This window comes from Burkholderia sp. Ac-20365, assembly GCF_017104715.1.
GTDB lineage: Bacteria > Pseudomonadota > Gammaproteobacteria > Burkholderiales > Burkholderiaceae > Paraburkholderia.
The window spans coordinates 1-24,274 of record NZ_JAAGPI010000025.1; the positions used below are offsets into that span (position 1 = coordinate 1).

Annotated in this window: 20 protein-coding genes; 15 read left to right on the top strand and 5 right to left on the bottom strand. The window is 60.0% G+C overall.

Annotated features, from left to right (window positions below; all coding sequences use genetic code 11):
• Nucleotides 1-489 precede the first annotated feature (489 nt).
• Nucleotides 490-840 carry a helix-turn-helix transcriptional regulator gene (locus G3O01_RS30710; RefSeq protein ID WP_346779229.1) on the bottom strand — a complete coding sequence of 117 codons (351 nt, stop codon included), beginning with the start codon at nt 838-840 and terminating at the stop codon, nt 490-492.
• 302 nt (nt 841-1,142) lie between these two features.
• Here G3O01_RS30710 and G3O01_RS30715 point away from each other — a divergent pair, with 302 nt between their 5' ends.
• The 8 genes from G3O01_RS30715 to G3O01_RS30750 all read left to right on the top strand — a co-directional run bounded on the left by G3O01_RS30715 (nt 1,143) and on the right by G3O01_RS30750 (nt 10,274).
• Nucleotides 1,143-1,640, top strand: a complete 498-nt coding sequence (locus tag G3O01_RS30715) for a hypothetical protein (protein ID WP_205810608.1) — start codon at nt 1,143-1,145, stop codon at nt 1,638-1,640.
• Nucleotides 1,641-1,644: 4 nt separating this feature from the next.
• Nucleotides 1,645-2,430 (top strand): metallophosphoesterase, encoded by a 786-nt coding sequence (locus G3O01_RS30720; protein ID WP_205810610.1) that lies wholly within the window; start codon nt 1,645-1,647, stop codon nt 2,428-2,430.
• A gap of 1,402 nt (nt 2,431-3,832) precedes the next feature.
• Nucleotides 3,833-4,120 (top strand): hypothetical protein, encoded by a 288-nt coding sequence (locus G3O01_RS30725; RefSeq protein ID WP_241024400.1) that lies wholly within the window; start codon nt 3,833-3,835, stop codon nt 4,118-4,120.
• Nucleotides 4,121-4,933: 813 nt separating this feature from the next.
• On the top strand, nt 4,934-5,776 hold the full coding sequence (locus G3O01_RS30730; RefSeq protein WP_205810612.1) for a hypothetical protein: 843 nt from the start codon (nt 4,934-4,936) through the stop codon (nt 5,774-5,776).
• The gene (locus tag G3O01_RS30735; RefSeq protein ID WP_205810614.1) at nt 5,773-6,159 is read left to right on the top strand and encodes a hypothetical protein; all 387 of its coding nucleotides are present in this window, start codon (nt 5,773-5,775) and stop codon (nt 6,157-6,159) included. The genes G3O01_RS30730 and G3O01_RS30735 overlap by 4 nt, the downstream gene beginning before the upstream one ends.
• Nucleotides 6,160-6,290: 131 nt before the next feature.
• Complete coding sequence (locus G3O01_RS30740; protein WP_205810621.1) at nt 6,291-7,343, top strand: retron St85 family RNA-directed DNA polymerase; 1,053 nt, start codon at nt 6,291-6,293, stop codon at nt 7,341-7,343.
• 306 nt (nt 7,344-7,649) lie between these two features.
• A complete protein-coding gene (locus G3O01_RS30745; RefSeq protein WP_205810861.1) occupies nt 7,650-8,972 on the top strand; it encodes an IS5 family transposase in 1,323 nt (440 codons plus the stop codon).
• Nucleotides 8,973-9,518: 546 nt separating this feature from the next.
• On the top strand, nt 9,519-10,274 hold the full coding sequence (locus G3O01_RS30750; protein ID WP_205810623.1) for an AraC family transcriptional regulator: 756 nt from the start codon (nt 9,519-9,521) through the stop codon (nt 10,272-10,274).
• 33 nt (nt 10,275-10,307) lie between these two features.
• On the opposite strand, the gene G3O01_RS30755 is transcribed toward G3O01_RS30750, so the two are convergent.
• Complete coding sequence (locus G3O01_RS30755; protein ID WP_205810625.1) at nt 10,308-11,912, bottom strand: DHA2 family efflux MFS transporter permease subunit; 1,605 nt, start codon at nt 11,910-11,912, stop codon at nt 10,308-10,310.
• Between the two features lie 353 nt (nt 11,913-12,265).
• Here G3O01_RS30755 and G3O01_RS30760 point away from each other — a divergent pair, with 353 nt between their 5' ends.
• The 3 genes from G3O01_RS30760 (at nt 12,266) to G3O01_RS30770 (ending at nt 15,205) form a co-directional block, all read left to right on the top strand.
• Nucleotides 12,266-12,925: a dienelactone hydrolase family protein gene (locus G3O01_RS30760; RefSeq protein ID WP_205810627.1), complete on the top strand. Its 660-nt coding sequence runs from the start codon at nt 12,266-12,268 to the stop codon at nt 12,923-12,925.
• Between the two features lie 225 nt (nt 12,926-13,150).
• Nucleotides 13,151-14,203 (top strand): rod shape-determining protein, encoded by a 1,053-nt coding sequence (locus G3O01_RS30765; RefSeq protein ID WP_205810629.1) that lies wholly within the window; start codon nt 13,151-13,153, stop codon nt 14,201-14,203.
• Between the two features lie 219 nt (nt 14,204-14,422).
• Nucleotides 14,423-15,205 (top strand): alpha/beta hydrolase, encoded by a 783-nt coding sequence (locus tag G3O01_RS30770; protein ID WP_205810862.1) that lies wholly within the window; start codon nt 14,423-14,425, stop codon nt 15,203-15,205.
• A 15-nt stretch (nt 15,206-15,220) separates the two neighbouring features.
• On the opposite strand, the gene G3O01_RS30775 is transcribed toward G3O01_RS30770, so the two are convergent.
• On the bottom strand, nt 15,221-15,622 hold the full coding sequence (locus tag G3O01_RS30775; RefSeq protein WP_205810631.1) for a hypothetical protein: 402 nt from the start codon (nt 15,620-15,622) through the stop codon (nt 15,221-15,223).
• Nucleotides 15,623-16,030: 408 nt separating this feature from the next.
• Between G3O01_RS30775 and gltA the strand changes: the two genes are divergently transcribed.
• Nucleotides 16,031-17,332: a citrate synthase gene (gene gltA, locus G3O01_RS30780; RefSeq protein ID WP_205810633.1), complete on the top strand. Its 1,302-nt coding sequence runs from the start codon at nt 16,031-16,033 to the stop codon at nt 17,330-17,332.
• A gap of 630 nt (nt 17,333-17,962) precedes the next feature.
• Here gltA and G3O01_RS30785 read toward each other — a convergent pair.
• Entirely contained in the window at nt 17,963-18,328 is a 366-nt protein-coding gene (locus tag G3O01_RS30785; RefSeq protein ID WP_205810634.1) for a hypothetical protein, read from the bottom strand.
• 72 nt (nt 18,329-18,400) lie between these two features.
• Between G3O01_RS30785 and G3O01_RS30790 the strand changes: the two genes are divergently transcribed.
• Nucleotides 18,401-20,680, top strand: a complete 2,280-nt coding sequence (locus G3O01_RS30790) for an amylo-alpha-1,6-glucosidase (RefSeq protein WP_205810636.1) — start codon at nt 18,401-18,403, stop codon at nt 20,678-20,680.
• Nucleotides 20,681-20,704: 24 nt separating this feature from the next.
• Nucleotides 20,705-21,448 (top strand): YukJ family protein, encoded by a 744-nt coding sequence (locus G3O01_RS30795; protein ID WP_205810644.1) that lies wholly within the window; start codon nt 20,705-20,707, stop codon nt 21,446-21,448.
• Here G3O01_RS30795 and G3O01_RS30800 read toward each other — a convergent pair.
• On the bottom strand, nt 21,445-21,741 hold the full coding sequence (locus G3O01_RS30800) for a hypothetical protein (protein ID WP_241024402.1): 297 nt from the start codon (nt 21,739-21,741) through the stop codon (nt 21,445-21,447). The two genes, G3O01_RS30795 and G3O01_RS30800, sit on opposite strands and share 4 nt — an antisense overlap.
• Nucleotides 21,742-22,005: 264 nt before the next feature.
• Here G3O01_RS30800 and G3O01_RS30805 point away from each other — a divergent pair, with 264 nt between their 5' ends.
• Nucleotides 22,006-23,565 carry an AMP-binding protein gene (locus tag G3O01_RS30805; RefSeq protein WP_205810645.1) on the top strand — a complete coding sequence of 520 codons (1,560 nt, stop codon included), beginning with the start codon at nt 22,006-22,008 and terminating at the stop codon, nt 23,563-23,565.
• The last annotated feature ends 709 nt before the right edge of the window (nt 23,566-24,274 follow it).

Sequence of the window (24,274 nt, forward strand, 5' to 3'; positions counted from 1 at the left end):
CGGAGACGGCGCGGCGGAACCGTTCGCGGGTCACGGGTGCGGCGGCACCCGCGGCGCCGGCGGAGGGGTTGGCGTTCGAATTGGCGTCGCCCGCCTCGGCGAGCATCACCAGCACGGTGGCGCGGATCTGGTCGGCGGAGACGGCGGCGGGACGGGCCATGGGGCGACTCCTGCGCCCGGTGGGAAGAAGGCGGGCGATCCATTCAGTCTAGTGCACAGTCTGGTTCACGCACGGCCCGAACGTTAGGCAACCGTTTTTCGGTCGGTAACGAAGCCCGTTCCGGTGATAAACGCCCTTATCACCGGAAAACGGAGCGCTTGGCCAGCTTGCGTGAGCGGCGAGTTGCTGCGTATACCGCCGAGATTCACGCGCGGCAGGATGCTGACGCTCCTTTCCGCCGACAGATTACGCACGCTGCACCGGTTGCGGATGGTGCGGGGCTGTTGAACATTGGCCACCCCGTCGCAGTCATCCGGTATTAGCGTTTATCAACGCGTCTTGGTGCGGGGGGCCTTCTTGGGTGTAGTTGTCGCAGTCGGCGTAGTCAGACGCTGTCGCTTTAACCGCGCCTTTCGGCGCCTGGCTTTGGCAAGCCGTGCTTCAAGATCGGCAAGCAGCTCACTGGGCGCGCAACCCAGCGCGATCGCCAGCGAGAACAGCATGGTCAATGTGGGTTGGTGCTGTCCGAGTTCGAGCATGCTGACGTAGTTTCGGCGAATCGATGCCTCAAATGCGAGTTGCTCCTGCGTCAACCCGGCCGCGAGACGGCGTTCCCGCAGCAGCACGCCAAAGGTTTCCTGCGCCCCTTCCAAATTCTGCTCCCAGTGAAATGGGAGCACTCTCAATTTCCCGCTATAATTTGTCTTCCCAGTACACTGGGAATTAGATGTTGATATTCGGCTTGAGAAGGTTGCTGGGCGGTCGTCAGCGGGTTTTTTTATTGTGTTCGGTCAAGGTGGCAGATTTACGTCTCTACTAAGGTCGTATTTCGTTCGCTGTTTGAACGCGAGTGACGCGAACGTCGGTTGCCATACGCAGGACCGGAAGGAAATACCGGGTCCGAAGTAATCTCCATTCACGCTTGCCAGACCAACGCACGTTGTGCAGGGTTGGCAAGCTTGTCGTTAAGAAAAGTGATCGTATGTTTTTGACTTGTGACCAGAACCGTCTGCCGGTGGCGCCCGGATTGACTGGGGGTGTAGCGTTGTGGGCCGTTGCCGAGATGTGGGGTGGCGGAGATGTGCTGATCCTGCAGTTTGCTGCTACGAAACGCGGTCTTCCCCGGGTTGCGATGGTGGAACTCGCATCAAGTGCCGCCGCGACACTGACGCAGCTGGATTCGGATGGCCAGATAGTGCGGGGCGCCGCCGTGCTGAGCGCCGGGCGGCAAAGGGACGCCACACAATGGAAGCTGGAGCCGCTGAGAGAAATCCACCTCGGTGCGACGGAAGCCTTCGACGACCAGCATCCGCTGGTGTCGTTTGCGCGCTTCACGACGGCAGCGGGCAAGCAGTTCTCTCTACCCATCGGTGTCGCCGCCAGGCACTCCAGCGGCAAGCGTATCTTCCCGACCGGCGCCAGGCGGACGTCGGGGACTGGCCGCCGCAAGCCGGCGGCCAGTACTGCCGACCCGGTCTGACGGCATGCGCATTCAGATCGCCTCAGACTTGCATCTGGAAATCCTGCATCAGAGTTTTCCGGGCTATAACCCGGTCACGCCGTCTGACGCCGACGTGCTGGTGCTTGCGGGAGACGTTGCGAAGGGCGCTGATGCTATTGAACAGTTCGCGCACTGGCCCGTGCCGGTGATCTACGTGCACGGCAATCACGAAGCCTATGGTACGGAATACGATGCGCTGGCCGAGCGTATCCGCACGCGGGCGGCTGGCACTGCGGTTCGGTACCTTGAGCGCGACGCGCTGGTGATGGGTGACGTGCGGTTTCTTGGCTGCTGCCTGTGGACCGACTATGCACTCAACGGCACGCGCGACCGGAGCATGGCGCAGGCCGGACGTATGCTGCATGACCATCGCGTGATCCGTTTCAACGCAGGCGGACGGTTCCGGCCGGAACATGCGCTGGCCGAACATGAAAGAGCGCTGCGTTGGCTGAGGGAGCAACTTGCCATGCGCTTCGACGGTCGCACGGTCGTTGTGACCCACCACGGCGTAGCGCCGCTGTCGGTCCATCCACGCTTCGCGGATGATCCGGTCAGTGCAGCATTCGTCAGTGATCTGCGACCTCTGCTCGAGTCTGCCGATATGTGGATCCACGGCCATGTGCACGATTCGTTCGATTACCGCGTCGGTCGGACGCGCGTCATTGCCAATCCGCGCGGCTACGCGAAAAACCGTCTGATGGCACGGAATCCGGGCGGCCTCGAGTGGGAAAACCCGACGTTTAATCCGGCGTTGGTGATTGATCTGTGATAGCACATCACGGGCCGAGGACTGAGGAAGAGCGGCATGACCGGGATCAGCGCACGGGCGGACGAAGCACCTAGGCGGTATGCGGAACAGAGCGGTCCCACCGGATTGGAGGACTCAGTTCAAGTGCCCCGGAACTGGCCGGCTAACTCCTCGCAACGTTGGGGTCCGCGATTGTGCCCGTGCATCAGCTCGCGAGTCGAACGATGGGAATCGGCTCTTCCGGCGCGCTCGGACTGCTGGCGTAGGGACTCCCGGTTCGACGATGACGGACGTCTTATCCCTGAGGTGTCCCGGCTCCTGCAGATACTGTCCGCGGAAGGCTATACACCGCATGCGTTGCCTGACGGGCGAGCACCGTCATCGGTCTTCGCCCTCGATCGGCTGAAGATATTGGAGGTGACAATGGCGGAATTCAATGTGTCGCATTTCATACAGTTTCTCTTTCAACTGCGCCAGTGCCTCCGGCGCACTGATCTCGAAGATCGGGTCTGTGTGCACCAAGACGTGCGCGGGTGATTGGGTGGACACTCCCGCAAATAACGAACCTGATCAACCCATCAAACGCGCTATCGCCGATCCCAGATGATTAAACCTGTACCCGAAGATTTTCCTCGAGACGTCACGCCATCGTCGCTGGCGGGCGCTCATCCGAAGCTCGCTGGTCGACTTATTGACGGCAAGTTTGTCGTTGGTCTGACGGAAGAAGAACGGTTCGAGCGGTGGGATATATGTGAGGACCTCGCACAGCAACTGGTTGGAGTCGCGCGCAGAGAGGCATCGAAGTATCCAGAGAATTCTCGCGACGTGACACTGGAGCGTTTGCGGCGTGGAATTGAGGGCAAGCAGTGGACGAGTTCAGTGGAGACGGACTGGCTAATGGTTCGTCTAAGATCTTTGCTCGAATGGTAACGGTCAATCAAACAAGGGTTACCAATACAGCATGGCACCTCAGCGAAATGCGAGGAAGCGTTCGACACCCCAAGGCGTGGGTCTGCAACGCGGCGCATAACGAAAGCACTGGCAAAGGGGGGGGCAGCGTAGCCCGCACTCCCAGCGCGGCAAACGGATGGTAGCAACGCGGTGGGATCTTCGGCGTGGAAATCGGATGCCAGCTTTACTTTGTACATTATCAGTTCGATAGCCACGATCGACCGCTACCTGTCATCAAAAGGATTATGACGGCGCTCGGACCACGCAGCCGACCCCTGGGAGACCGCTGCGTGGTCTCACTTCTCCAGCCACTGGCTCGACGAAGAGGGTGATATCCGACCGATCACGCCAAAGGACGCGTTTTGCAATTTAATCAGCTTTGTTGCGGTAGCCCGCGATTCCCGCGGCAGGGTTATGGCGTAGCGTCCCTGTGATGCGATCATGCTCGCGGTAGGCCAACGTCTTACCGAGCATGTCGACTGAACTTCTCGGAGGAAGACTCATGGGCACCAAAGGCACGATCCGGTTTCAGAAGCAGGCAGGCGAACTGCCCGGCTGGACCCTCTACACGGAACTGTTCGAAAACGAGGACGCCGTCTATCTGGAACTTGAGGGTGTGAAGGTCGATGTGATCATGCTCAACAACATTTGGGGGCCACCGCCTGGCACGGTCGTGCTGCGTCTGCCGACGGTCACTGCACGGCAACTGGGGCTAGTTCCACCGGAGTGGACAAGGGACGCGTCGAGGTCGGAGGAGTAGGTCATGCTTGAACTTAGGGGGAAGTTGGCCCGAGAGTCTCAGCGCGGGAGTCCTGCTGTGCGTCGGATTTCCGAGTTCGGCCATGAACGGTCGCTCGACGCCGACGCCTAGATTGTGGACAATTGAGCCACCCCCGAAGTTCGAATAGAAAGGTTCAGCTCGGGCCGGCCACTTTCGGTAACCTGCGCGACCTCCAAATGGGCATCGACGAACTAGACTGGCTCCCTCCGTGGCGTTCACTTGCTTCGGAGCAAGAAGCTATCGGACTGCAACGTCAGTTAGATAGGGAAGTGACCGCGCGGCATCCCCTCTTTGGCCGCGGGGCCACCGTCAAGGGCAGACGCATTGACAACGATGACATCGTTGTGGTCCTTTTCGACGGGGCGTACGTCGTTGTGCACCTCATTTGGGTCGAGTCAGACGGAGGCTCATTCGCGGATAAGTACCCAAAATGGCTTTCGTATGGGTCGCTCGAGGACTTCGTTGCGGCGATGCTGAAAGACTCCCGAGCATACGGCGACGGATAATGGCCCAGTCGCAGCCACCCGTGTCGGGCAACACGCGGCCAATAGCCGTCGCTCGTGACCACGGCTGCTCGGCCGTGCGACTGTCGGCTTCGCTTGAGCAGCGGACGTCCTCTTCCCAAAAACCGTTCTCAAGAAGGTGAGTCACCTAAGTGGCCGACGAGCAAAAAGATCTGTTGGCTCGGATCTATGCGATGATCTCTCACCTCAAGGACTCACTGGCTGCCGTTCAAAGTCTCGGCTCCCCAAGCAAGTCCGTTATGCAACGTCCGCGATTTTAGCCAAAAAAATGAATTGGGCCGACAGCAAACAAATTGCAATGCGAGTAATCGACCTTACAGTTCAGTGCGCATGGATTCGTGACAGAAGCGCCCTGTTCAAGGCATTGTTGAATGAAGCGGAGGACGAGCAAGAAGCAAATCTGATTCTCGATGCCATACAGAATTTTACCTATTACACTGCGTCGGACTATGAGCACGCCTTTTCAGCAATTGTCGAGCAGATTTCTGGCGCTTGGCTTCTCAAGCCCGTCAATACTCAAATCATTGCTGTAAGCTGGGATAACTTTGCCGACAGTGGCCAAGCGGTTCTTCACGCGCTTAAACCCTACCTCGCAAAAGAAAGATTGACCTTTCCATTAATCAATTCCGCTACTAAATTTAACAGTTTAGGTGCGAGCCATCCAAATATTGTCTTAATTGACGAATTCTTTGGCACGGGGAAGACGCTTCGCGGTCGCATTGAGTATATTCAAAAAAACTGGAAATCATCTGAGTCAACGCCCAAAATATATGTGGCGTTTATTGCCGGCATGGAAAGCGCCATTCCGAGTTTTTCACCCCTTGTCGAAGATGTGTTCGTTCACAGCCCTTTAAAAAAAGGCATTACCGAGATCTACACAGGAAGTGATTTGAATGCGTCTATCGGAGCGATGTCGCGAATGGAGGCGCGATTGGCTCCATTTGTTGGTATTGAGGCATTGCCGAACTTCGGGTACGGAAAATCGGAGAGCTTATTTGGATCTAACGAAAACATTCCAAATTCTACATTTCCGATATTCTGGTGGCCAGAATATGCAAATGGATCCCCGAGGGACAGGATGTTTTATCGGTATGATTGGACGAGCACATGAACCTTTCGAAGTCAGAGCTTTCATTAATACGCCTTCTGGGGCGCAGTGTTGACGGATCATCGCATCTATATGAAGCCTACAAGGCGACACTGATGGATCCTGTTGATCTTGGCATTGCTCTAGACCGTCTCATCGGCCTCGGCCTAGTAATCAAAAATGAGCAGGTAGCAAGCCTGACTCCGTCCGGCATTGAATTTCTCGGAAGCCTTTTCGCGTATCGCACGACGAAGAGGGAAGATGCACGACCTTGTCATGTTGTTCGTACAATTCCCGATGAATTCCTCGCCCCGCAATTGCCAGTGAACGAAGCTTATGTTCCTCGATGGTCGGAACTGCCAAACTCTTTGCGAGTGGCTGTAGTCAATCAGAAAGTTCTACGGTAGACTCGTCGCGCCCGTAGGTTAGACAAGGAGTTGACTCGCTCCGATTGGCTGAGGCTACTTTATGCAGCAAGCTAATATATATATTTATATAGTTTTCAAATAATAGAATAGTAACCTACGGGCCCTTCCCAATGAAACTTTCCTCAGGCAGCGATTGGCGGAAGTATTTTGAAGAGATCGGGTTGGAGAGTGCGCGGAGCGCCGAGCTTTGTCGGTACGCAGCTACACTTGCCGACTCTAGTTTGCCAGTAATATTCAGTTTTGAGCACTTGGCGGCGCTTCTTGGGCGAACACGTCACCATCTTGCCTCAATCATTTTTGCGTCAGAACATCATTATAGAAGTTTTGACTTGATTAAGCGACGAGGTGGGACGCGTCTCATTGAGGCACCATATCCCTCCTTGCTAGAGTGCCAACGTTGGATCTTAAAGAACATTCTTTTAAAAATACCTACGTCGAACAACGTACATTCCTATTTGCACGGAAAAAACATAAAAACAAATGCACTGGTGCACGTTGGTGAAAATTCGATCTTGAAAATGGATTTGCGAAATTTCTTCCATTCGATTGAAATGACGCGTGTCTTGAAATTGTTTGAAAGTTTGGGCTATGCGCCGGAAATTGCGTATTTTCTCGCAAAGCTTTGCGTTTTGCGAGATCGACTGCCGCAGGGTGCTGCAACCAGTCCTATGCTCAGCAACATTATTGCTTCGACATTAGACTCACGATTGAATTCTCTGGCGAAGAGCCAAAATTTGAAATACTCGCGATATGCCGATGATTTGGTATTTTCGGGAAATGATATCTCGCCTGCCTTCGTTGGCGAAATCAGATCAATCTGCGAGGGTGAAGGCTTCTATGTGAATGAGGAAAAGACCAAGCTTAAAACTGGGAGCAGCCGTAAGATTATAACTGGCCTCATCGTAGGGGAAAAAAAGGTCTCTCTGCCGCGAACTTACAAGAGGGAAGTCCGACAACAGGTGTACTACATAATAAAAATGGGGCCTTTAGAATATCTGAAACGAAATAGATTGTCGCCTACAGCATTGAGTTCGCTTGCTGGCCGGCTGGCATTCTGGAACTCTATAGAGCCGGATAATCCGTTCGTTCGAGAGTCACTGCCTATTCTCATGCGGTTGATGTCCGGCGAGCAAAACGAGACTCGTCGCATAAAGAACACGTGATATTCGTGTTGTTAGCGGCGAGGTTTTGCTAGGCAGCTCCCGAATCGCGGGCGTGGGTGTACTCGGCCCGCAGCGAGCGGGAACCGTCATTAACGCGAACGGCAGCAATGGCCGATCGCTTGACGGGCAGGACGCGCGCACGCATGACCGCTGGACCTCATAAGCCGTCGTTCACGTCGCGTTAGTCGACCCTGAACAATCTGCAGAGCCTTCTACAGTGGGGCTTTGGGTCGGAAATGGTGTTGTGGGAATTGCAAGGACCTGGCATATTGATGCGTGAATCCTGCAATTCCTGGTGAGGTGCAGATGGGTCCGAAGACGCCTGTGTCAGAACAAGATTTCTTCCGGCATCCGCTGCGTGAACAGATCAATCTGAAGCATCCGTTGGTGCGACTGGCCGAACTCATCAACTGGGAACGGCTGGGCATGCTGATGAGCGAGAGCTTCGTGTCCAGCAAAGGGCGGCCCGCGAGTTCGCCGCGTCTGATTGCCGGGCTACTGTATTTGCAGCACGCGTTCGATCTGTCGGACGAAGAGGTCGTCTGGCAATGGGTGGAGAACCCGTATTGGCAGGTATTCACGGGCGAAACGTACTTGCAGACCGAGCCGCCGATCGACCCGTCGAGCCTGACGCGCTGGCGCAAGCGGCTGGGCGAAGCCGGCGTTGAAGAACTGCTGGCCGAGACGATCGAAGCCGCCAGACGCGCCGGTGTGATCAAGGCCTCGAGCGTGAAGCGCGTGATTGTAGACACGACGGTCATGCCGAAGGCGATTGCCCATCCAACCGATTCGCGATTGCTCGAACGGTGTCGCGAACATCTGGTGAAGGCTGCGGCCCGCAACGGGCTGAAGCTGCGGCAGAACTACAACCGCGAGGCGCCGCGTCTGGGACTGCAGATTGGCCGCTACGCTCACGCGAAGCAGTACAAGCGTATGAGGAAGGCGTTGCGCACGCTGCGCTCGCGCGTGGGACGGGTGATGCGTGATGTGGAGAGACAGGTCACCCAGGTGGCAGAGTCAGGCCGCGTTGCCTTGCAAGAACTGATTGACCGCACGAAGCGGATTCTCTCGCAGAAGCCGAAGGACAAAAGCAAGCTCTACGCGCTGCATGCACCGGAAGTTGAATGTCTGGCCAAAGGCAAGGCGCGTACGCCCTATGAGTTCGGCGTGAAAATGTCGATCACGACGACGCACAAGGAAGGACTGGTAGTTGGCATGCGCTCGATGCCGGGCAATCCGTACGATGGTCACACGCTGGCCGAAGCGTTGGAGCAGGCGGCGATCCTCAGCGACGTCACGCCAGAAGTCGCCGTCGTGGATCGCGGCTACAAGGGTGTCGCCATCGACGGCGTGACGATCTACCACCCGGGTTTGCGGCGTGGTATCACGCGCGGACTACGCGCGATGATCAAGCGGCGAAGCGCAATCGAGCCTGCCATCGGTCACATGAAAACAGACGGAAAACTCGATCGCAACTGGCTCAAAGGCGCGCGCGGCGACGCGATGCAGGCAGTGTTGTGCGGCGCAGGTCACAATCTGCGGATGATCCTCAGGAAGCTGAAGCTTTTTTACGCCCTCGTCCTCATCGCCTTGCTAAACCATACCGTTGCCGTCGTGCAAACAGCATGAGTTGAGTGGCCGACTAAGCGAATTGTTCAGGGCCGACTATTTAAACCTGCTACGGACTCCGGTCCCAGGCAGTGCATGCATGAATGATCCCCTTTGAGCTTATTCGATTGTTACAAGTACTAGCCTGTCTGCACCGCAGATCGGGTTGCTGTTGTCTCCGATCGCAAGCGCAGAACCATGCAATCCGAGCCGGCGCATAGTTCAATTCTCAGCTATTCCGGTCATCTGACGCGATGCAGCATGATTCTAATGAGGCCCTTTTTTCGATTCGCGCTATAAACGTTGTTGATCGGCGTTCCCGCAGACTTTGCTAAGCCGAAATCACTTAGCCTCGACGAACGCGGTTGATGCCGCAAACTTTGACCACGTCTCACGCGTGAAAGTCCAACGGTGCCATCGCCCTTCCGGTCAAGTTTGCCAGCAGACTTTGATGTTCCTCCATAATTTTCTGTAGCGCAGCTTCGCTGCACCGCAATGAAGCATGCGCGGCGCCTGCATGCTAGTCTTGACTGGTTTAGGTCCCCAACAGGGCTAAACGGACAGGTCATGAGCCGCATTCCCGTCGATCCCGATTCGGTCCCGCGCGCCGCCTTCGTGCTGGGCGCGCGTCACGATGCGCTCGATCAGCCGTGGCAGAGCCTGCGGCGCGCGCAGTTCGTGCAGATTGCGCAGGGCGTGCTGGCCGTCCATTCGGAAAACGGGCTGTGGGTCGCGCCGCCGCGACACGCCGTCTGGATGCTGCCGGGCGTGCTGCATCGGATGTCGGCGGCGATGCCCGTCGCGCTGCGCGTGCTGTACGCGGACGAGGGCGCGCTGCCCGTGCCATCGGGCTGCTGCGTGGTCGCCGTGGACGGGTTGATGGATGAACTGCTCGGCGTAGCCTGCGAATTCGATGCAACCACGCCCGCCGACGCGGAGCAGTCGCGGCTGCTCGCCGTGATCGCTGACCGTCTGCCGCGCCTGCCGGAAGTGGCGCTGTCGCTGATCTATCCGCGCGATCTGCGCGCGCGGCATATCGCCGATGCGCTGACAGCCGACCCGGCGCGCGCCAAAGTGCTCGACGATTTCGCCGAGCAGGCGTCGATCACGGCGCGCACGGCGGCGCGTCTTTTCTCGAAGGAAACGGGGCTGACGTTCGGTCAGTGGCGCCAGCAGTTGCGTCTGTTGACGGCGCTGATGCGTCTTGGCGCCGGCGCGAGCGTCACGCAGGTGGCGCTCGAGGTCGGCTATGGCGATGTGTCGTCGTTTATCGCAGTGTTCAAGGACGCGCTGGGCGAAACGCCCGCGCGTTTTTTCCGCTGACTTTTCCGTTCGCGCTTCAGCCGCGCGTTCACATCAATGCGCGCCGGAAGCATCCGCGCCACCGCCGCCGCGCGCGGGCCGCGTGATCCATATCAGCGGAATGATCAGCACGAAGATGATCGCCGACGCGTAGAAGATGTCGTTGAGCCCCATCATCGCGGCCTGCGTGTTCACGGTGAAATCGAACAGCGCATTCGACGACGACGGGCTGATGTGCAGCAACGTCTGCGTGTTGTCGATCTGATGCATGAACACAGGATTATTCGCGTTGGCCTGTTCGGTGAGCCGCTCGTGATGCAGGATCGTGCGGTTGTTCCATGCGGTACCCGCGATCGACGTGCCTACCGCGCCGCAAAACACCCGCACGAAGTTCGACAGGCCCGCCGCTGCCGGAATCTTCGGGCCCGGCTGCCCCGACAGGATGATCGCCGTCAGCGGCACGAAGAACATCGCCATCGGAATGCCCTGCAGCAAGGTGGGCAGCACCAGATGCCACGTATCGATCTCGACCACGTAGTTCGAGCGCATGAAGAACACGATCGCGAAGCCGACGAACGCGAGCGTCGCGATGATGCGCGCGTCCGAGCGCGGCAGCACGCGGCCCATCACGGGCGCGAGAATCACCGCGAAAATGCCGAGCGGTGCGGTCACGAGGCCGGCATCGACGGAACGGTAGTTCAGATACTCCTGCATCCACTGCGGCAGTAGCACGAGGTTGCCGAAGAACACACCATAGGCAACCGAGATCGCGATCGTGCCGCCAAGGAAGTTGCGCTGCGTGAAGAGCCGCAGATCGACAATCGGATTCGGCTCCGTCAATTCCCACACGAGGAAGAACGCGAAGCTGATCACGGCCGTCACTGCCAGCACGACGATCACGGGCGAGCCGAACCAGTCGAGATCCTTGCCCTTGTCGAGCATGATCTGCAGCGACGCGACCCACGTAATCAGCAGCCCGAGGCCGACGATATCGATAGGCAGCTTGCGCGTGGGCGTTTCGCGCGTGCGATAGATCATCCACGTGACGCCCGCCGCAAAAATGCCGACGGGAATGTTGATATAGAAGATCCACGACCATGAGTAACTATCGGTGATCCAGCCGCCGAGCGCCGGGCCCGCAATCGGGCCGACGGTCGCCGTCATCGCCCATAGCGCGAGTGCCGTCGACGATTTTTCTTTCGGCCACGAACTCAGCAGAATGGCCTGCGATAGCGGAATCAGCGGTCCCGCAACCACGCCTTGCAGCACGCGCGCAAATAGCAGAATAGGCAGCGACGGCGCGACGCCGCACAGCCACGACGCGATCACGAAGCCGAGAATCGCGCCGACGAACAGCTTGATCTGCCCGAAGCGTTGCGTGAACCAGCCAGTCAGCGGAATCGACACGGCGTTCGAAGCGGCGAACACGGTGATGACCCACGTGCCTTCATCGACGGATACGCCCAGATTGCCCGAAATGGTTGGAATCGCAACGTTCGCGATCGACGTATCCAGCACGTTCATGAACGTGGCGAGCGCGACGGCGAAGGTGGCGAGCACGAGCTGGCCGCCCTGCAGCGGCGGCTGCGCAGGTGGTCCGGGCGGACCGGCGGGCTTCGCAGGGGCGGGCGACGCGTCGGGTTGGTTGGGTTCGCTCAAGCGGATCTCCGGCGATGAAAGGGCGGCGCGCGACAGGCGTTGCGAGACACGCTCGCGCGGCGCAACATGCCGATGATAGTCGCAAGCGCCGGATGGCATCGGTCAGACGCACGGGCGCGCGCGTTGAGCGAATCAGAATTGCGTTGTCCAGTGCCGCGAGGCGCGGCGATATCGAGTGTTGGGCGCCACCGACGTTTTGTATGAATATCACGCAAAATCGGGATACGCGTCGTATGCTCCCGCCTGCGCGTGACATGGCAGCGGCGCAATGTCCGCGGTGCGCGCCGCGCAAGACGGGCGCGATACGGGCGCAATACGGGCGCGATACGAAAGTAAGCGAAAGGAAGAAGGCGATGGCCTGGGAACAATTCGACAACGGCTGGCGGCTCGCGCCGGCTGAAGCACCGGCGACGTCGCTGGTCGTGCTGTTGCATGGCGTCGGCAGCAATGCTCAGGATCTCGTGCCGCTCGCGGATATCTGGCGCGAAGCGCTACCGCAAACGGCCTTCACGTCGCTCGACGGCAGCGAGCCCTTCGACGGCGGCTTCGGCGGCCGCCAGTGGTTCAGCCTGCGTAACGTCGACGAACAGAACCGTCCGGGACGCGTCGCCGCCGCATGGCCCGCGTTGCAGACGATGCTCGACGCCGAACTCGCGCATTACGGCCTGGGCTATGGTCAGCTCGCGCTGGTCGGTTTCTCGCAGGGCTCGATGATGTCGCTGCATCACGTGGCGACGAACTCGCAGGGCGCAGGCGTAGTGGTCGCATTTTCGGGGCGGCTTGCATCGCCCATCACTGCGAAGAGCGCCACGCCCGTGACGCTGATCCACGGCGAAGACGACGCCGTCATCTCCATCGACGAAACCGAACGTGCCGCGCACGCGCTGCACGACGCGGGCTTCGATGTCGAAGCTTTCGCGTTGCCGGGCGTCGGCCACACGATTTCCGGCGAAGGCGTCGAACTGGGCCGCGAAGCCCTCGTGCGCGCACTCGAACCGCTGGCCCGCCGCTAAAAACCCGCGCTTTCCGATCCTTTCCCCGACCCGTCGACACGGCCGCCTGTAAGCGGCCGGAAGACAGTTTCGAAGTCATCCTCCTAAAGTTCGCCGGGCATCTGCCGATATGCGCTCAATAGCCGGAAAAAGTTTCCGACGCACGAACGCGTCGCTTTGTTGGGCCGTACGTTTGACATTCCCGCTGCCGCACAGGCAGCTCACTTCTTTCAAAAGAGCCTGAACATGGCCAGATCGATTGCGCAGTCATCGCTTTTTGGACGCCTGTTCCGCGACTCCGTTGCGGTCGATCTCGGCACCGCCAACACGCTCATCTACACCGATGACGGCGGCGTCGTGCTCAACGAGCCTTCCGTGGTGTGCTTCGACAAGCACGAGTCGGCGGGACGCAAGCGCGTCGCGCTGGTCGGCAGCGAGGCCAAGCAGATGATCGGCCGTGTGCCTGTGAACCTCGAAGCGGTGCGGCCGATGCGCCACGGCGTGATCGCCAATTTCCCCGCTGCCGAGCACATGATCCGGCAATTCGTCGACATGGCCCGCCCGCGTCCGTTCTTCGCGCGCCGCACGGCGTTCACGATCTGCGTGCCGTCGGGCGCGACGCAAGTGGAACGCCGCGCGATCCGCGAAGCGGCCGCCGCCGCGGGCGCGTGGAAGGTGAACCTGATCGACGAATCGCTGGCATCCGCTGTCGGCGCGGGCTTGCCGGTGTCGGAGGCGACCGGTTCGATGGTCGTCGATATCGGCGGCGGCACGACGGAAATCGGCGTGATCGCGCTGGGCGGCACCGCGTACAACGGCTCGATTCGCGTGGGCGGCGATCAGTTCGACGCGGCCATCATCAAGCACGTGCGCAACAATTTCGGCGTGCTGCTCGGCGAGCAGACGGCTGAACTCGTGAAGAAGACGATCGGTTCGGCGCTGGCCATCGTGCCGCCGGACACGATGCGCGCGACGGGGCGCGGCGTGGACGACGGCCTGCCGCGCACAGTGGAACTGTCGACGCAGGATGTGGTGGACGCGATCGCCGCGCCGCTGCGCCAGGTGCTGGTCGCCGTGAAGGCCGCGCTGGAAAACGCACCGCCCGAACTGGTCACCGATATCGCCGACGCGGGCATCGTGCTGACGGGCGGCGGCGCGCTGCTTGGCAACATGGCGCGCTATTTCAGCAACGAACTGGGCCTCGACGTGCGCGTGGCCGACGAGCCGCTCACGTGCGCGGTGCGCGGCGCAGGCGCGGCGGCGAGCGCAGGACTGCTCGATATGTCGACGTACGATTGACGCAATCGTTTGACATTGCTTACAACGAGCTTGATGTGGTGCTCGCAACGGTTCTCTGGTTCGTGAGCATGCCCCGCGCGCTTCGCTGTACCGTGCAAAAATGAGGCTTTTCCGGCGCGCTTATCATGGATAATGCGCGCCTTTTCATTTGCCTCTTTCAGTGTGAATCAGACTTCCGCTTCTTCTGCGCTTTCCATCGAATTGCCCAACGGCCTGCGTATGCCGTATGTCGAACAGGGCGAAGGCGAACTGCTGCTGTTCGTGCATGGCTCGCTATGCGATTACCGCTACTGGGAGCCGCAACTCGCGGGTCTGTCAAAGCGTTACCGATGCGTGGCCGTGAGCCTTACGCACTACTGGCCCGTCATCGATACACCCGCCACGATCCCTTTTAGCTGGAGCAATCACGCCGATGAAGTCGCACAGTTCATCGAGCGCTTCGGCGCGGGGCCCGCGCATGTGGTCGGGCATTCGCGTGGCGGCTGTGTCGCGTATCACTTCGCGCGACGCCATCAGCAGCATGTGAAGACGCTGACGCTCGCCGATCCCGGCGGCCCATTGCAGATTGCGGGACGAGAGCCGGCCAGCTTGCCGGAGACGGTCAATGCACTGCGGGCGCGCGCCGCGCAACTGATCGAAGAAGGAGAGGTCGACGCAGGCCTGCAACTGTTCGTCGATTCCGTGAGCCGCCCCGGTTTCTGGGCGAAGAGCACGCCGGGCTTCCGGCGCATGGCGACGGACAACGCGCATACGCTCGCGCGCCAGTTCCGCGATCCGCTGCCGGCTTATACGCCCGACAGCGCGAAAGAGGTGAAGTGCCCGGTGCTGCTGATCGACGGCGAGAAGAGTCCGCTGATGTTTCGCCGCGCGGCCGAGACGCTTGCGTCGTGGTTACCCGACGCGCGGCGCGAAACGGTGATGGGCGCATCGCATGGCATGAACCTCGCGCATCCCGCCGCCTTCAACCGTTTCGTCGACGCGTTTATTCAAGGCACGCGTTGAGCCTGTTTTGAAGCGTCAGTCCTTCGCGTGCGCGTCGATATCGAGCGCGCGCTCCGCCGATTCGCCGACGAGGCCGCAGTAATACAGATGCACGCCGATCGCGAGTGAATCGTGGCGAATTTCGTTGAAGGCTTTCCACGCCTTCAGCGGTTCCTTGAACACCAGATAGTGCGCTTCCTGCGACACGAGGCGTGCGACCTGATGCAGCCCATGTCCATGCAGACGGTCGACCAGTTCGTCCAGGCTGCGGTGCGTGCGCGCGTCCGTGCGCGGATACAGCATGTGCAGCACGGCGACCTTTTCCGTTGCGAGCGCGGCCGACATCGCGAGCACGATGTCCTGATGGTTCAGTGCCGTGACGACGATGTCTTCGGCTTCTTCGGTCGCGGGAAAGAGCGTGTCGATGTTCATGTTCATTTTTGGTCATTCCTTTGTCTGACTTTAAAAAAGACCCGCCGTTCGAGCGGCGGGTCCAAGACAGCAATGTGTTTGCAGGGGAAGCTAAACACAGGTCCAGTATCTCAAACGCAATCGTATTTGGCGTCCCGACCCGCAGCAAAACATTGTTGCAGCCTGTGCGCATACTTTCATTTGTCTGTCAGTGGAGAGCCTTGTCTGCTCGTCGAGTATTGCTTGGTACGAGATGGATTGTTGCGTGGGAGCGATGCAATCAATCGCTCTGCGCGCCGTAGAATGCTGACGGCTGCCGGGTGCGGCAAAAGGTGCACTAGCCAGCGGGCAAAACAGTTGTTCAATGCGCGCTTCGAGTGCAGCGCATCCCGGCCTCGCATGTCATATGCAATGCAATGTCGAAAGGAATCCGAGATGAACGTATCAACGACCAAAGCCACGCTGTCGTTTTCCGATAGCGACGAAAAAATCGAACTGCCGGTTTATAAAGGATCGATGGGTCCGGATGTGATCGACATTCGCAAGCTGTACGGGCAGACGGGGAAGTTCACATACGATCCTGGCTTCATGTCGACGGCGTCGTGCAACTCGGCGATCACGTACATCGACGGTGACAAGGGCGAACTGCTGTATCGCGGCTACCCGATCGATAACCTCGCGCAAAACGCGGACTTTCTCGAAACCTGCTATTTGCTGCTGAAAGGCGAACTGCCGAACGCGCAGCAGAAGAAGGAATTCGAAGACACTGTCACGAAGCACACGATGGTGCATGAGCAGATGCACTTCTTCTTCCGTGGCTTCCGCCGCGACGCGCACCCGATGGCGATTCTGGTCGCTGCAGTGGGCGCGCTGTCGGCGTTCTATCACGACTCGCTCGACATCTCCAATCCGCTGCACCGTGATGTCTCGGCGATCCGCATGATCGCGAAGCTGCCGACGCTCGTCGCCATGGCGTACAAGTACACGATTGGCCAGCCGTTTGTGTATCCGCGCAACGATCTGTCGTACAGCGCAAACCTGATGCACATGATGTTCTCGAACCCGGCGGAAGAGTACAAGGTCAACGACGTGCTGGTGCGCGCGCTGGACCGCATCCTGATCCTGCACGCCGATCACGAGCAGAATGCGTCGACCTCGACGGTGCGTCTGGCGGGTTCGTCGGGTGCGAATCCGTTTGCGTGTATCGCGGCCGGTATTGCGTGTCTGTGGGGCCCGGCGCACGGCGGCGCGAACGAAGCGGCGCTGAACATGCTGGAAGAAATCGGCTCGGTCGACAACATTCCGAAGTTCATCGAACAGGTGAAGGACAAGAATTCGGGTGTGAAGCTGATGGGCTTCGGTCACCGCGTGTACAAGAACTACGACCCTCGCGCAAAGCTGATGCGCGAAACGTGCTATGAGGTGCTGAACGAACTGGGTCTGCATGATGACCCGCTGTTCAAGCTCGCGATGGCGCTGGAAAAGATCGCGCTGGAAGATGAATATTTCGTGTCGCGCAAGCTGTATCCGAATGTCGATTTTTACTCGGGTATTGTGCAGCGGGCGCTGGGGATTCCCACCGCGATGTTCACCTGTATTTTCGCGCTGGCGCGCACGGTTGGGTGGATCGCGCAGTGGAATGAGATGATCGCTGATCCTGAGCAGAAGATCGGCCGTCCGCGTCAGCTGTTTGTTGGTGAGACGCCTCGGGAAGCGAAGCCGATCGCCAGGCGGTGAGGTTTTTTTTGGTTTTAGTTTGTCAGGCTCGCTTTTGATGGCCGCTATCCGCGGTGTGGTTTGAAAGCGTAGGCGTCGTTCTCGCAAGAGGGGAGCGGCGCCTTTTTTGTTTTTGCTTTTTGTTTTTTGTTTTTTTGCTGTTGCTGTTGCTGTTGCTGTTGCTGTTGCTGTTGTAGTTGTTGTTGCTGGCATCCGCGATATGCCTTCGTGCTTCAGGCGTTGCCCCTGTGCGGGGCGGCACTTACTTTCTTTGCCGCGGCAAAGAAAGTAAGCAAAGAAAGCCGCTCACACCGCCAATTCTTGACCTTTCCCCACGGGCCCCCAACGGCCCCGTCCTGTTCGCGCCAGCGCGCCTCTCGATGCCCGCTGCCAACGCTTCGAATTGTTGCCTCACCCGCTTCACGCTCCCACGTCGCAACCGGCGCGATCAAATCTCCCGCGTTCTATAGCGGCAAACTGTGTGTCGGCTTTCGCGACGTACATGCACCACTCCAGACTGAAAAACACGATCGGTGTCGTAAGAGCGCCGACGTGTGAAGCGCTACGACCTACACACAGTTTGCCACCTGGGCGGCGCAAACCATTCGCTGTCGCTTGCTGTGCTACGGGCAATTGAAGCGGGTGAGGCGCTCAATAAGCGCGCTGGCAACGGGCAGTGAATGGCAGAACGCCGTGTGAAGGAGAGGACCCGTTGAGGGCCCTCAGGCGGTGGTCAAGCACGGGCGGTGTTAGCCCGCTTTCTTTGCTTACTTTCTTTGCGGCGGCAAAGAAAGTAAGTGCCGCCCCGCACAGGGGCAACGCCTGAAGCAGGCAAGACAAATCGCGGATGCCAGCGAAAAACGCATGCACAGCAAATAAAGCAGGATACCGAATTAATTCAAGGAAATATATCCAGATCCACGACTGATAAAAAAACCAAAACTGCCCCGCTGAAGCATTCAAAAAAAAGAACAACAGCACGACCCGTGCCATGCAAGAAAAAACATAAAGAATCAACCCATCTGCGCCACTATCCGCTCGAACCTTCTACAATCACCGAAACGAATCCACTAGCACAGGAGCAAGCTGATGCAGGATCCAGAAGCACTCGGCGGGTTGACCCATCAAGGCGGCGTGGACTATCGCGGCGACGAAAACGACGGCGCCTTCATCGCGCCAGAAAACCTGAACGTCGCGAGCGCCACCCAGCACGTGCTGAAATCGGGCGGCACGTTCATCGTCAACGATCCCCTCGGCGACGTCACCGGCCATGACGACGGCCTGTTCGTCAACGACACACGCGTGCTGTCACAATTGCGCCTGACCTTCGGCGGACGCGCGCCGTCGCTCCTGTCAGGCAGCGTCAGCAGCGACAACACGTCATTCACCGCGCATCTGACCAATCGTCCGCTGCCGCCGCTCGGCGGCGACAGCACACCCGAAGGCGTGATCCACGTCGAACGGGTGCGCGTGCTGTCGGGCACGGTGATGAACGAAGCCATCGAGCTCACCAACTACGGCACCACAGACGCCGTCGTGCCGCTGTCCATCTCCTTCGGCAGTGACTTCCGCGACATGTTCGAAGTGCGCGGCCTGAAGCGCGCGAAGCAGGGCACCGTCGAAGCGCCGCGCGTGCACAAGAACGAAGTGCTGCTCGGCTATGTCGGTCTTGACGACGTCGCGCGCCATGTGCGCGTCGCGTTCTCGCCGATGCCCGACAAGCTGCTGGCCGGCCGCGCCGACTATTCGGTGCAACTGCCCGCGCAGGCCTGTGTGTCCATCTATCTGTCGGTGGCCGTGGAGGTCGCCGCGCACAAGGGCGAGCCCGATATTCACGTGCCGCAGTCAACGCATACCGTCACGGAGCTGCATGTATCGCAGGTTGACGCGGCGCGGCCGCGCGTGGGCCGCACGGCCGTGCGTGCGGCGCTCGTCGATGCCCACCTCGTGATGCGCGAACGGCGCCGTGCATCGGCGCGCGTGCGGTCGAGCAATCCGCTGTTCAATGCGTGGATCGACCGTTCGCAGGCGGACCTGAATCTGCTGACCACGGATCTCGACACCGGCCCGTATCCGTATGCCGGCATCCCGTGGTTCTCGACGCCGTTCGGGCGCGACGCCGTCATCACGTCGCTGCAGATGCTGTGGTTGCAGCCGGGCCTCGCGCGCGGCGTGCTGCGCTTCCTCGCCGAACATCAGGCGAAGGAAGATTCAGCGTTCCGCGATGCCGCGGTCGGCAAGATCATGCACGAAATGCGCCGCAGCGAAATGGCTGCGACGGGCGAGGTGCCGTTCGCGCTGTACTACGGCGGGGTCGATACGACGCCGCTCTTCATCGTGCTGGCGGGCGCCTACGTGGCGCGCACGGGCGACACGGCGCTCGTCGACGAGTTGTGGCCGGCGCTCGAACTCGCTGCGAAGTGGGTGGCGGGCGTGTGCGACCGCAATGTCTACGGGCTGCTGGACTATCAGCGCGCATCGGATGGCGGGCTCGCGAACCAGGGCTGGAAGGACAGTCACGATTCCGTTTTCCACGCGGACGGCCGCTTCCCCGAAGGGCCGATCGCGCTCGTCGAGGTGCAGGCCTACGCGAGCGCCGCGTTCGACACGATGGCGCAGTTCGCGATGCTGCGCGGCCAGGCCGACGACGCCGTGCGCTACACGCAGCGCGCCACGGCGATCCGTGCGTGCGTCGAAGACAAGTACTGGATGGACGATTCGCGCTTCTACGGCATCGCGCTCGACGGCAAGGGCGAGCTGTGCCGCGTGCTGGCGTCGAACGCGGGCCATCTGCTCGCATTCGGGTTGCCTGCCCGCGAACGCGGCGAGGCGGTGGCGCGTGCACTCGAATCGACGCTGTTCCACACGGGCTGGGGCGTGCGCACGCTGGCGGCGGGCCAGCCACGCTTCAATCCGATGGCGTATCACAACGGCTCCGTCTGGCCGCACGACAACGCGTTGTGCGCGCGTGGGCTGGCGCGCTATGGCGCGAAGGCGGCGGCCGTGCGTCTGCTGCAGGCGCTGTTCCAGGCGGCCGTCAACTTCGACATGCGCTTGCCGGAGCTGTTCTGCGGCTTCCCGCGGCGTCGCGGCGAACCGCCGACGGCTTACCCTGTCGCGTGTCTGCCGCAGGCCTGGGCGGCCGGCTCGCCGTTCATGATGCTTGAAGCGTGTCTGGGCATCACGATCGACGCCGCGCGCCGCGAAGTGCTGATCGAACAGCCGATGCTGCCCGAAGGCATCGACTGGATCGAGATCGGCGATCTGCGGGTCGGCGATGCATCGGTGTCGATCACGTTCCGGCGTGTGGCGGGCAAGGTCGTGGCGTCGGCGGAGCAGGGCGACGTGCGGGTGATCGCGCTGCTGTAAGCGATCAACTGTGACGGAACCGAGATGCCGCAACAAAACGTCTATGTCGTGTTCAAGGGCACGCTGAAGCTCGGCGTGCCCTTTCTCGACGGCTACAAGGGCGACCCGCACTACGTGATCGTCGTGGACGATGCGAACGGCGGCGAATTCCGCATCGTCACGAACGTGAAGTCGGATAGTTCGCTCACCGGGCCCGCCGGTTATCACGTGCTGTATTCGTGGAATCAGTATTTCGATCACCCGATGGTGGCCGATCTCGCGAAGCTGCCGCCGGGTCTCACGCAGGCGGGATTTCCAAAGCTCGACTATGTGCACGATCCGCGCCTAGTCGATCTGTCGGCGATGCGGCCCATCGCGCTCGATACCGCCACCGAGCACAACGACATCAATGCGCTCGTCAACGGCATGCTGAAACTGGATATGTCGGCGGCGCCCGTCGATTATCTGTATCCGGGCAAGAGTGGCAACGACATGCGGCGCGGCTGGAAGCCGTTAAAGAGCGTGACGGTCTACGGCTTCGGTTTTCTGTTCGAGCCGCAGCACGACGGCCTGCACGAAACCCATATGAACCAGGGCAATCCCAAGCCGCAACCGGGCAGCCGCGTGCGGGATCATTCGTCGGAAAACGGCACGTTCCAGGACGGCGCGGTGATGGTCGAAGTGGACGGGCGTTTTCAGGCGCTGTTCGTCGCGTTTCAAACCCAGCTCGTGCCCACCGACAATCGCGGCTGGCCGATCCCCGGCCAATCGCATCCGATACCCGGCTAGCGGCGCGACGCCGCCATCAGTTCCAGAAGGTTGCCGTCGGGATCGCGGAAGAAGATCGACTCGCTCGGCTTCAGGTCGGCTGTCCTGCGCGGCGTCGGTCCTTCCAGCACGGCGATGTGCTTCGATTTCAGCAACTCGAGCGCTTCGCCGATCGTGCCGCCCCAGCGGAAGCAGATATCTGCCGCGCCGGGTGTCGGCCGTTTGGCGACCAGCTTCACATTGTTACCGCGCTGATGAATGCTCAGCACCGCGCCGCCCAATGCGATCTGCCGCACCAGCAGTTTTCCGTGCACCACGTGTTCGGCGACCCCACCTCGGCGCCAAACAGTTCGTCGTAGAACGCGTAAGTGGTCATCAGAACATCCGCTGTGATGGCGACACGATCGATTCTGATAATGCCCGTCATCGTCATCTCCTGTTCAGTCGGGGCGTGGGCCGTGACGCTCTAATTCCTGTCTCATTCTCGGCACGCAAGATATGGGCAACAGAGCCCGGATGCGGGACGCTCATCTGGGCGTCCATTGGGATCGGGCTCGCTCACAACGCAGGAGGAGCCCATGGAAGAGCATGCAAAAGCAGTCTGTCGCCCGTACATCGACACGTTGCTCGAAGAGTTGCGCACGCGCGCCAGCGAACCCGTCATCCGCTATCAGGGAACTGACCTGAGCGGGAGTCTGTTGCGCAATGCGATTTACCGCTATGCACGTGCGCTCAGCGCGCTTGGCATCGGTCGCGGCGCGATTGTCGCGCTGCACGCGCCGAATCGCCCCGACGCGCTGGTGGTCCGCTATGCGGCGAACCTGCTTGGCGCGGCGACGATGTTCCTGCCTGCGCTCGCGAGTGCCGAGCGTCGCGCGACCTTGCTCGCGCGGATCAATCCGACGCTGCTTGTCGTCTTTCCGGAGACCGCGCATCTCGTGCACGATGCGGTCGATGTGCGCATTGTCTCGGTGGGCTACGAGAGTGCATGGGTACATCTGGACCGGTTCGCGAATGTGCAATCGGACCAACCGCTCGAAAGTCGCGCGATGCCGTTCGAACTCGCGGTGATCGTTTCATCGGGCGGGACGACGGGCGTGCCGAAAGCGAGCCGCCGTTCGTTTGCGGCATACTCGTCGATGGTGACGGCAACGCGTGACGAGCGTCGTCGTCAGTTGATCAATGGTCCGCTTGCGTATCTGTCGCAGGTGCTCGTCGACACGACCTTGATGAGTGGCGGCACAGTGGTGCTGGAACCCGAATACAACGCGCCTGCCACGCTGGCCGCCATCGAGTCCGAACGGATCACCGACCTGTTTCTCGTCGAGCCGCAACTCTTCGAAATGATGGATCACCCTGACGTGAAGCGACGCAATCTGACGTCACTGCGTACGATTGCGCATGTCGGCGGTTCGGCGCCGGCCGTGTTGCGGCAACGGGCGGCCGAGCGCTTCGGCCCGGTTCTCGCGCACATGTATGGCGCGAGCGAGGCGGGGCTCGTCAGTGTGCTGCCGCCTGTCGAGTACGCTTCGAGTCCGGCGCATCTTGATAGCGCGGGGCGCATCCGGTCGGGCGTCGAAGTGCGTTTGCGTTGCGTCGACGGCACGCTGGCGGAGAAGGGACAGCCGGGCAGCATCGAAGTCAGATCGCCTGCTGTTGCGCAGGGATACCGGAATCAGGCGAAGGAAGGCGCGCTGAAGTTCAAGGAAGGCTGGTGCCTGACGGGGGATATCGGTCTGATCGACGATGAGGGTTATCTTCATGTGATTGGCCGCGAGTCCGATGTTGCTGAGATCAATCAACGGATCATTGGGCCGGTGCATATCGAAGATGTGCTGTGCAGATTACCGGATGTGCGCTATGCGGTGGCGTTTGCCGCCAGTGCTGCGGATGGCGAGCATGCATGGAATGCAGTTGTTGAGCCCTGGGGCGGGCGGCATGTGGATGTTTCGCGGTGCGAACGGGCGTTGAGAATGGCTTTTGGAGAGTTGGTTGCTGACGCGGTCAGGTTGAATGAGGCTGATTTCGTACCGCTTACTGAGCAGGGGAAGGTGGATAGGGGGGCCGTTGAGCGTATGCTTTTTGATGAAGTGGATGTTGGTCGCAGGCGGGTGGGGTTGGTGTGTGTTGCAGTGTAGGGGTTGGTTTTGGTTTTGGTTTTGGTTTTGCTGTTGTTGTGCGCTGGCATCTGCGTTTGGTTTGCCTGGGTTTGCGCTGGCATCCGCGATGAGCCTTCGTGCTTCACACGTTGCCCCTGTGCGGGGCGGCACTTACTTTCTTTGCCGCCGCAAAGAAAGTAAGCAAAGAAAGCGGGCTAACACCGCCCGCTCTTGACCACCGCCTGAGGGCCCCCAACAGTTCCTCCGCTTCAAACGGCAACTTCTCAGTCGCCGTCCGTTGCCAGCGCTCCAAACGCGTGCCTCACCCGCTTCAAGTACCCGTAACGTAGCAAACGGCAGCAAATGGTTACCGCCGCCCAGGTGGCAAACTGTGTGTAAGTCGTAGTGCTCCACACCTCAGCGCTCCTACGACACCGATCGTGCTTTTCAGTCCGGAGTGATGCGTGTGCGGCGCGACAGCCAACACACAGTTTGCCGCTATAGAACGTGGGAGATTTGATCGCGCGTGAAGCGACGCGGGAGTGTGAAGCGGGTGAGGCGCCGTTTCAAGGCGCTGGCAACGGGAATCAAATAGCCGGTTGCCGTGTGAAGCGGAGGACCGGTTGGGGGCCCTCAGGCGGTGGTTAAGAACGGGCGGTGTTAGCCCGCTTTCTTTGCTTACTTTCTTTGCGGCGGCAAAGAAAGTAAGTGCCGCCCCGCACAGGGGCAACGCCTGAAGCAGGCAAGA

Bases quoted from the DNA above. Each gene is read 5' to 3' on its own strand.
- G3O01_RS30715 (WP_205810608.1), top strand. From the start codon at position 1,143: ATGTTTTTGACTTGTGACCAGAACCGTCTGCCGGTGGCGCCCGGATTG.
- G3O01_RS30720 (WP_205810610.1), top strand. From the start codon at position 1,645: ATGCGCATTCAGATCGCCTCAGACTTGCATCTGGAAATCCTGCATCAG.
- G3O01_RS30725 (WP_241024400.1), top strand. From the start codon at position 3,833: ATGTCGACTGAACTTCTCGGAGGAAGACTCATGGGCACCAAAGGCACG.
- G3O01_RS30730 (WP_205810612.1), top strand. From the start codon at position 4,934: ATGAATTGGGCCGACAGCAAACAAATTGCAATGCGAGTAATCGACCTT.
- G3O01_RS30735 (WP_205810614.1), top strand. From the start codon at position 5,773: ATGAACCTTTCGAAGTCAGAGCTTTCATTAATACGCCTTCTGGGGCGC.
- G3O01_RS30740 (WP_205810621.1), top strand. From the start codon at position 6,291: ATGAAACTTTCCTCAGGCAGCGATTGGCGGAAGTATTTTGAAGAGATC.
- G3O01_RS30745 (WP_205810861.1), top strand. From the start codon at position 7,650: ATGGGTCCGAAGACGCCTGTGTCAGAACAAGATTTCTTCCGGCATCCG.
- G3O01_RS30750 (WP_205810623.1), top strand. From the start codon at position 9,519: ATGAGCCGCATTCCCGTCGATCCCGATTCGGTCCCGCGCGCCGCCTTC.
- G3O01_RS30760 (WP_205810627.1), top strand. From the start codon at position 12,266: ATGGCCTGGGAACAATTCGACAACGGCTGGCGGCTCGCGCCGGCTGAA.
- G3O01_RS30765 (WP_205810629.1), top strand. From the start codon at position 13,151: ATGGCCAGATCGATTGCGCAGTCATCGCTTTTTGGACGCCTGTTCCGC.
- G3O01_RS30770 (WP_205810862.1), top strand. From the start codon at position 14,423: ATGCCGTATGTCGAACAGGGCGAAGGCGAACTGCTGCTGTTCGTGCAT.
- G3O01_RS30775 (WP_205810631.1), bottom strand. From the start codon at position 15,622: ATGAACATGAACATCGACACGCTCTTTCCCGCGACCGAAGAAGCCGAA.
- gltA (WP_205810633.1), top strand. From the start codon at position 16,031: ATGAACGTATCAACGACCAAAGCCACGCTGTCGTTTTCCGATAGCGAC.
- G3O01_RS30790 (WP_205810636.1), top strand. From the start codon at position 18,401: ATGCAGGATCCAGAAGCACTCGGCGGGTTGACCCATCAAGGCGGCGTG.
- G3O01_RS30795 (WP_205810644.1), top strand. From the start codon at position 20,705: ATGCCGCAACAAAACGTCTATGTCGTGTTCAAGGGCACGCTGAAGCTC.
- G3O01_RS30805 (WP_205810645.1), top strand. From the start codon at position 22,006: ATGGAAGAGCATGCAAAAGCAGTCTGTCGCCCGTACATCGACACGTTG.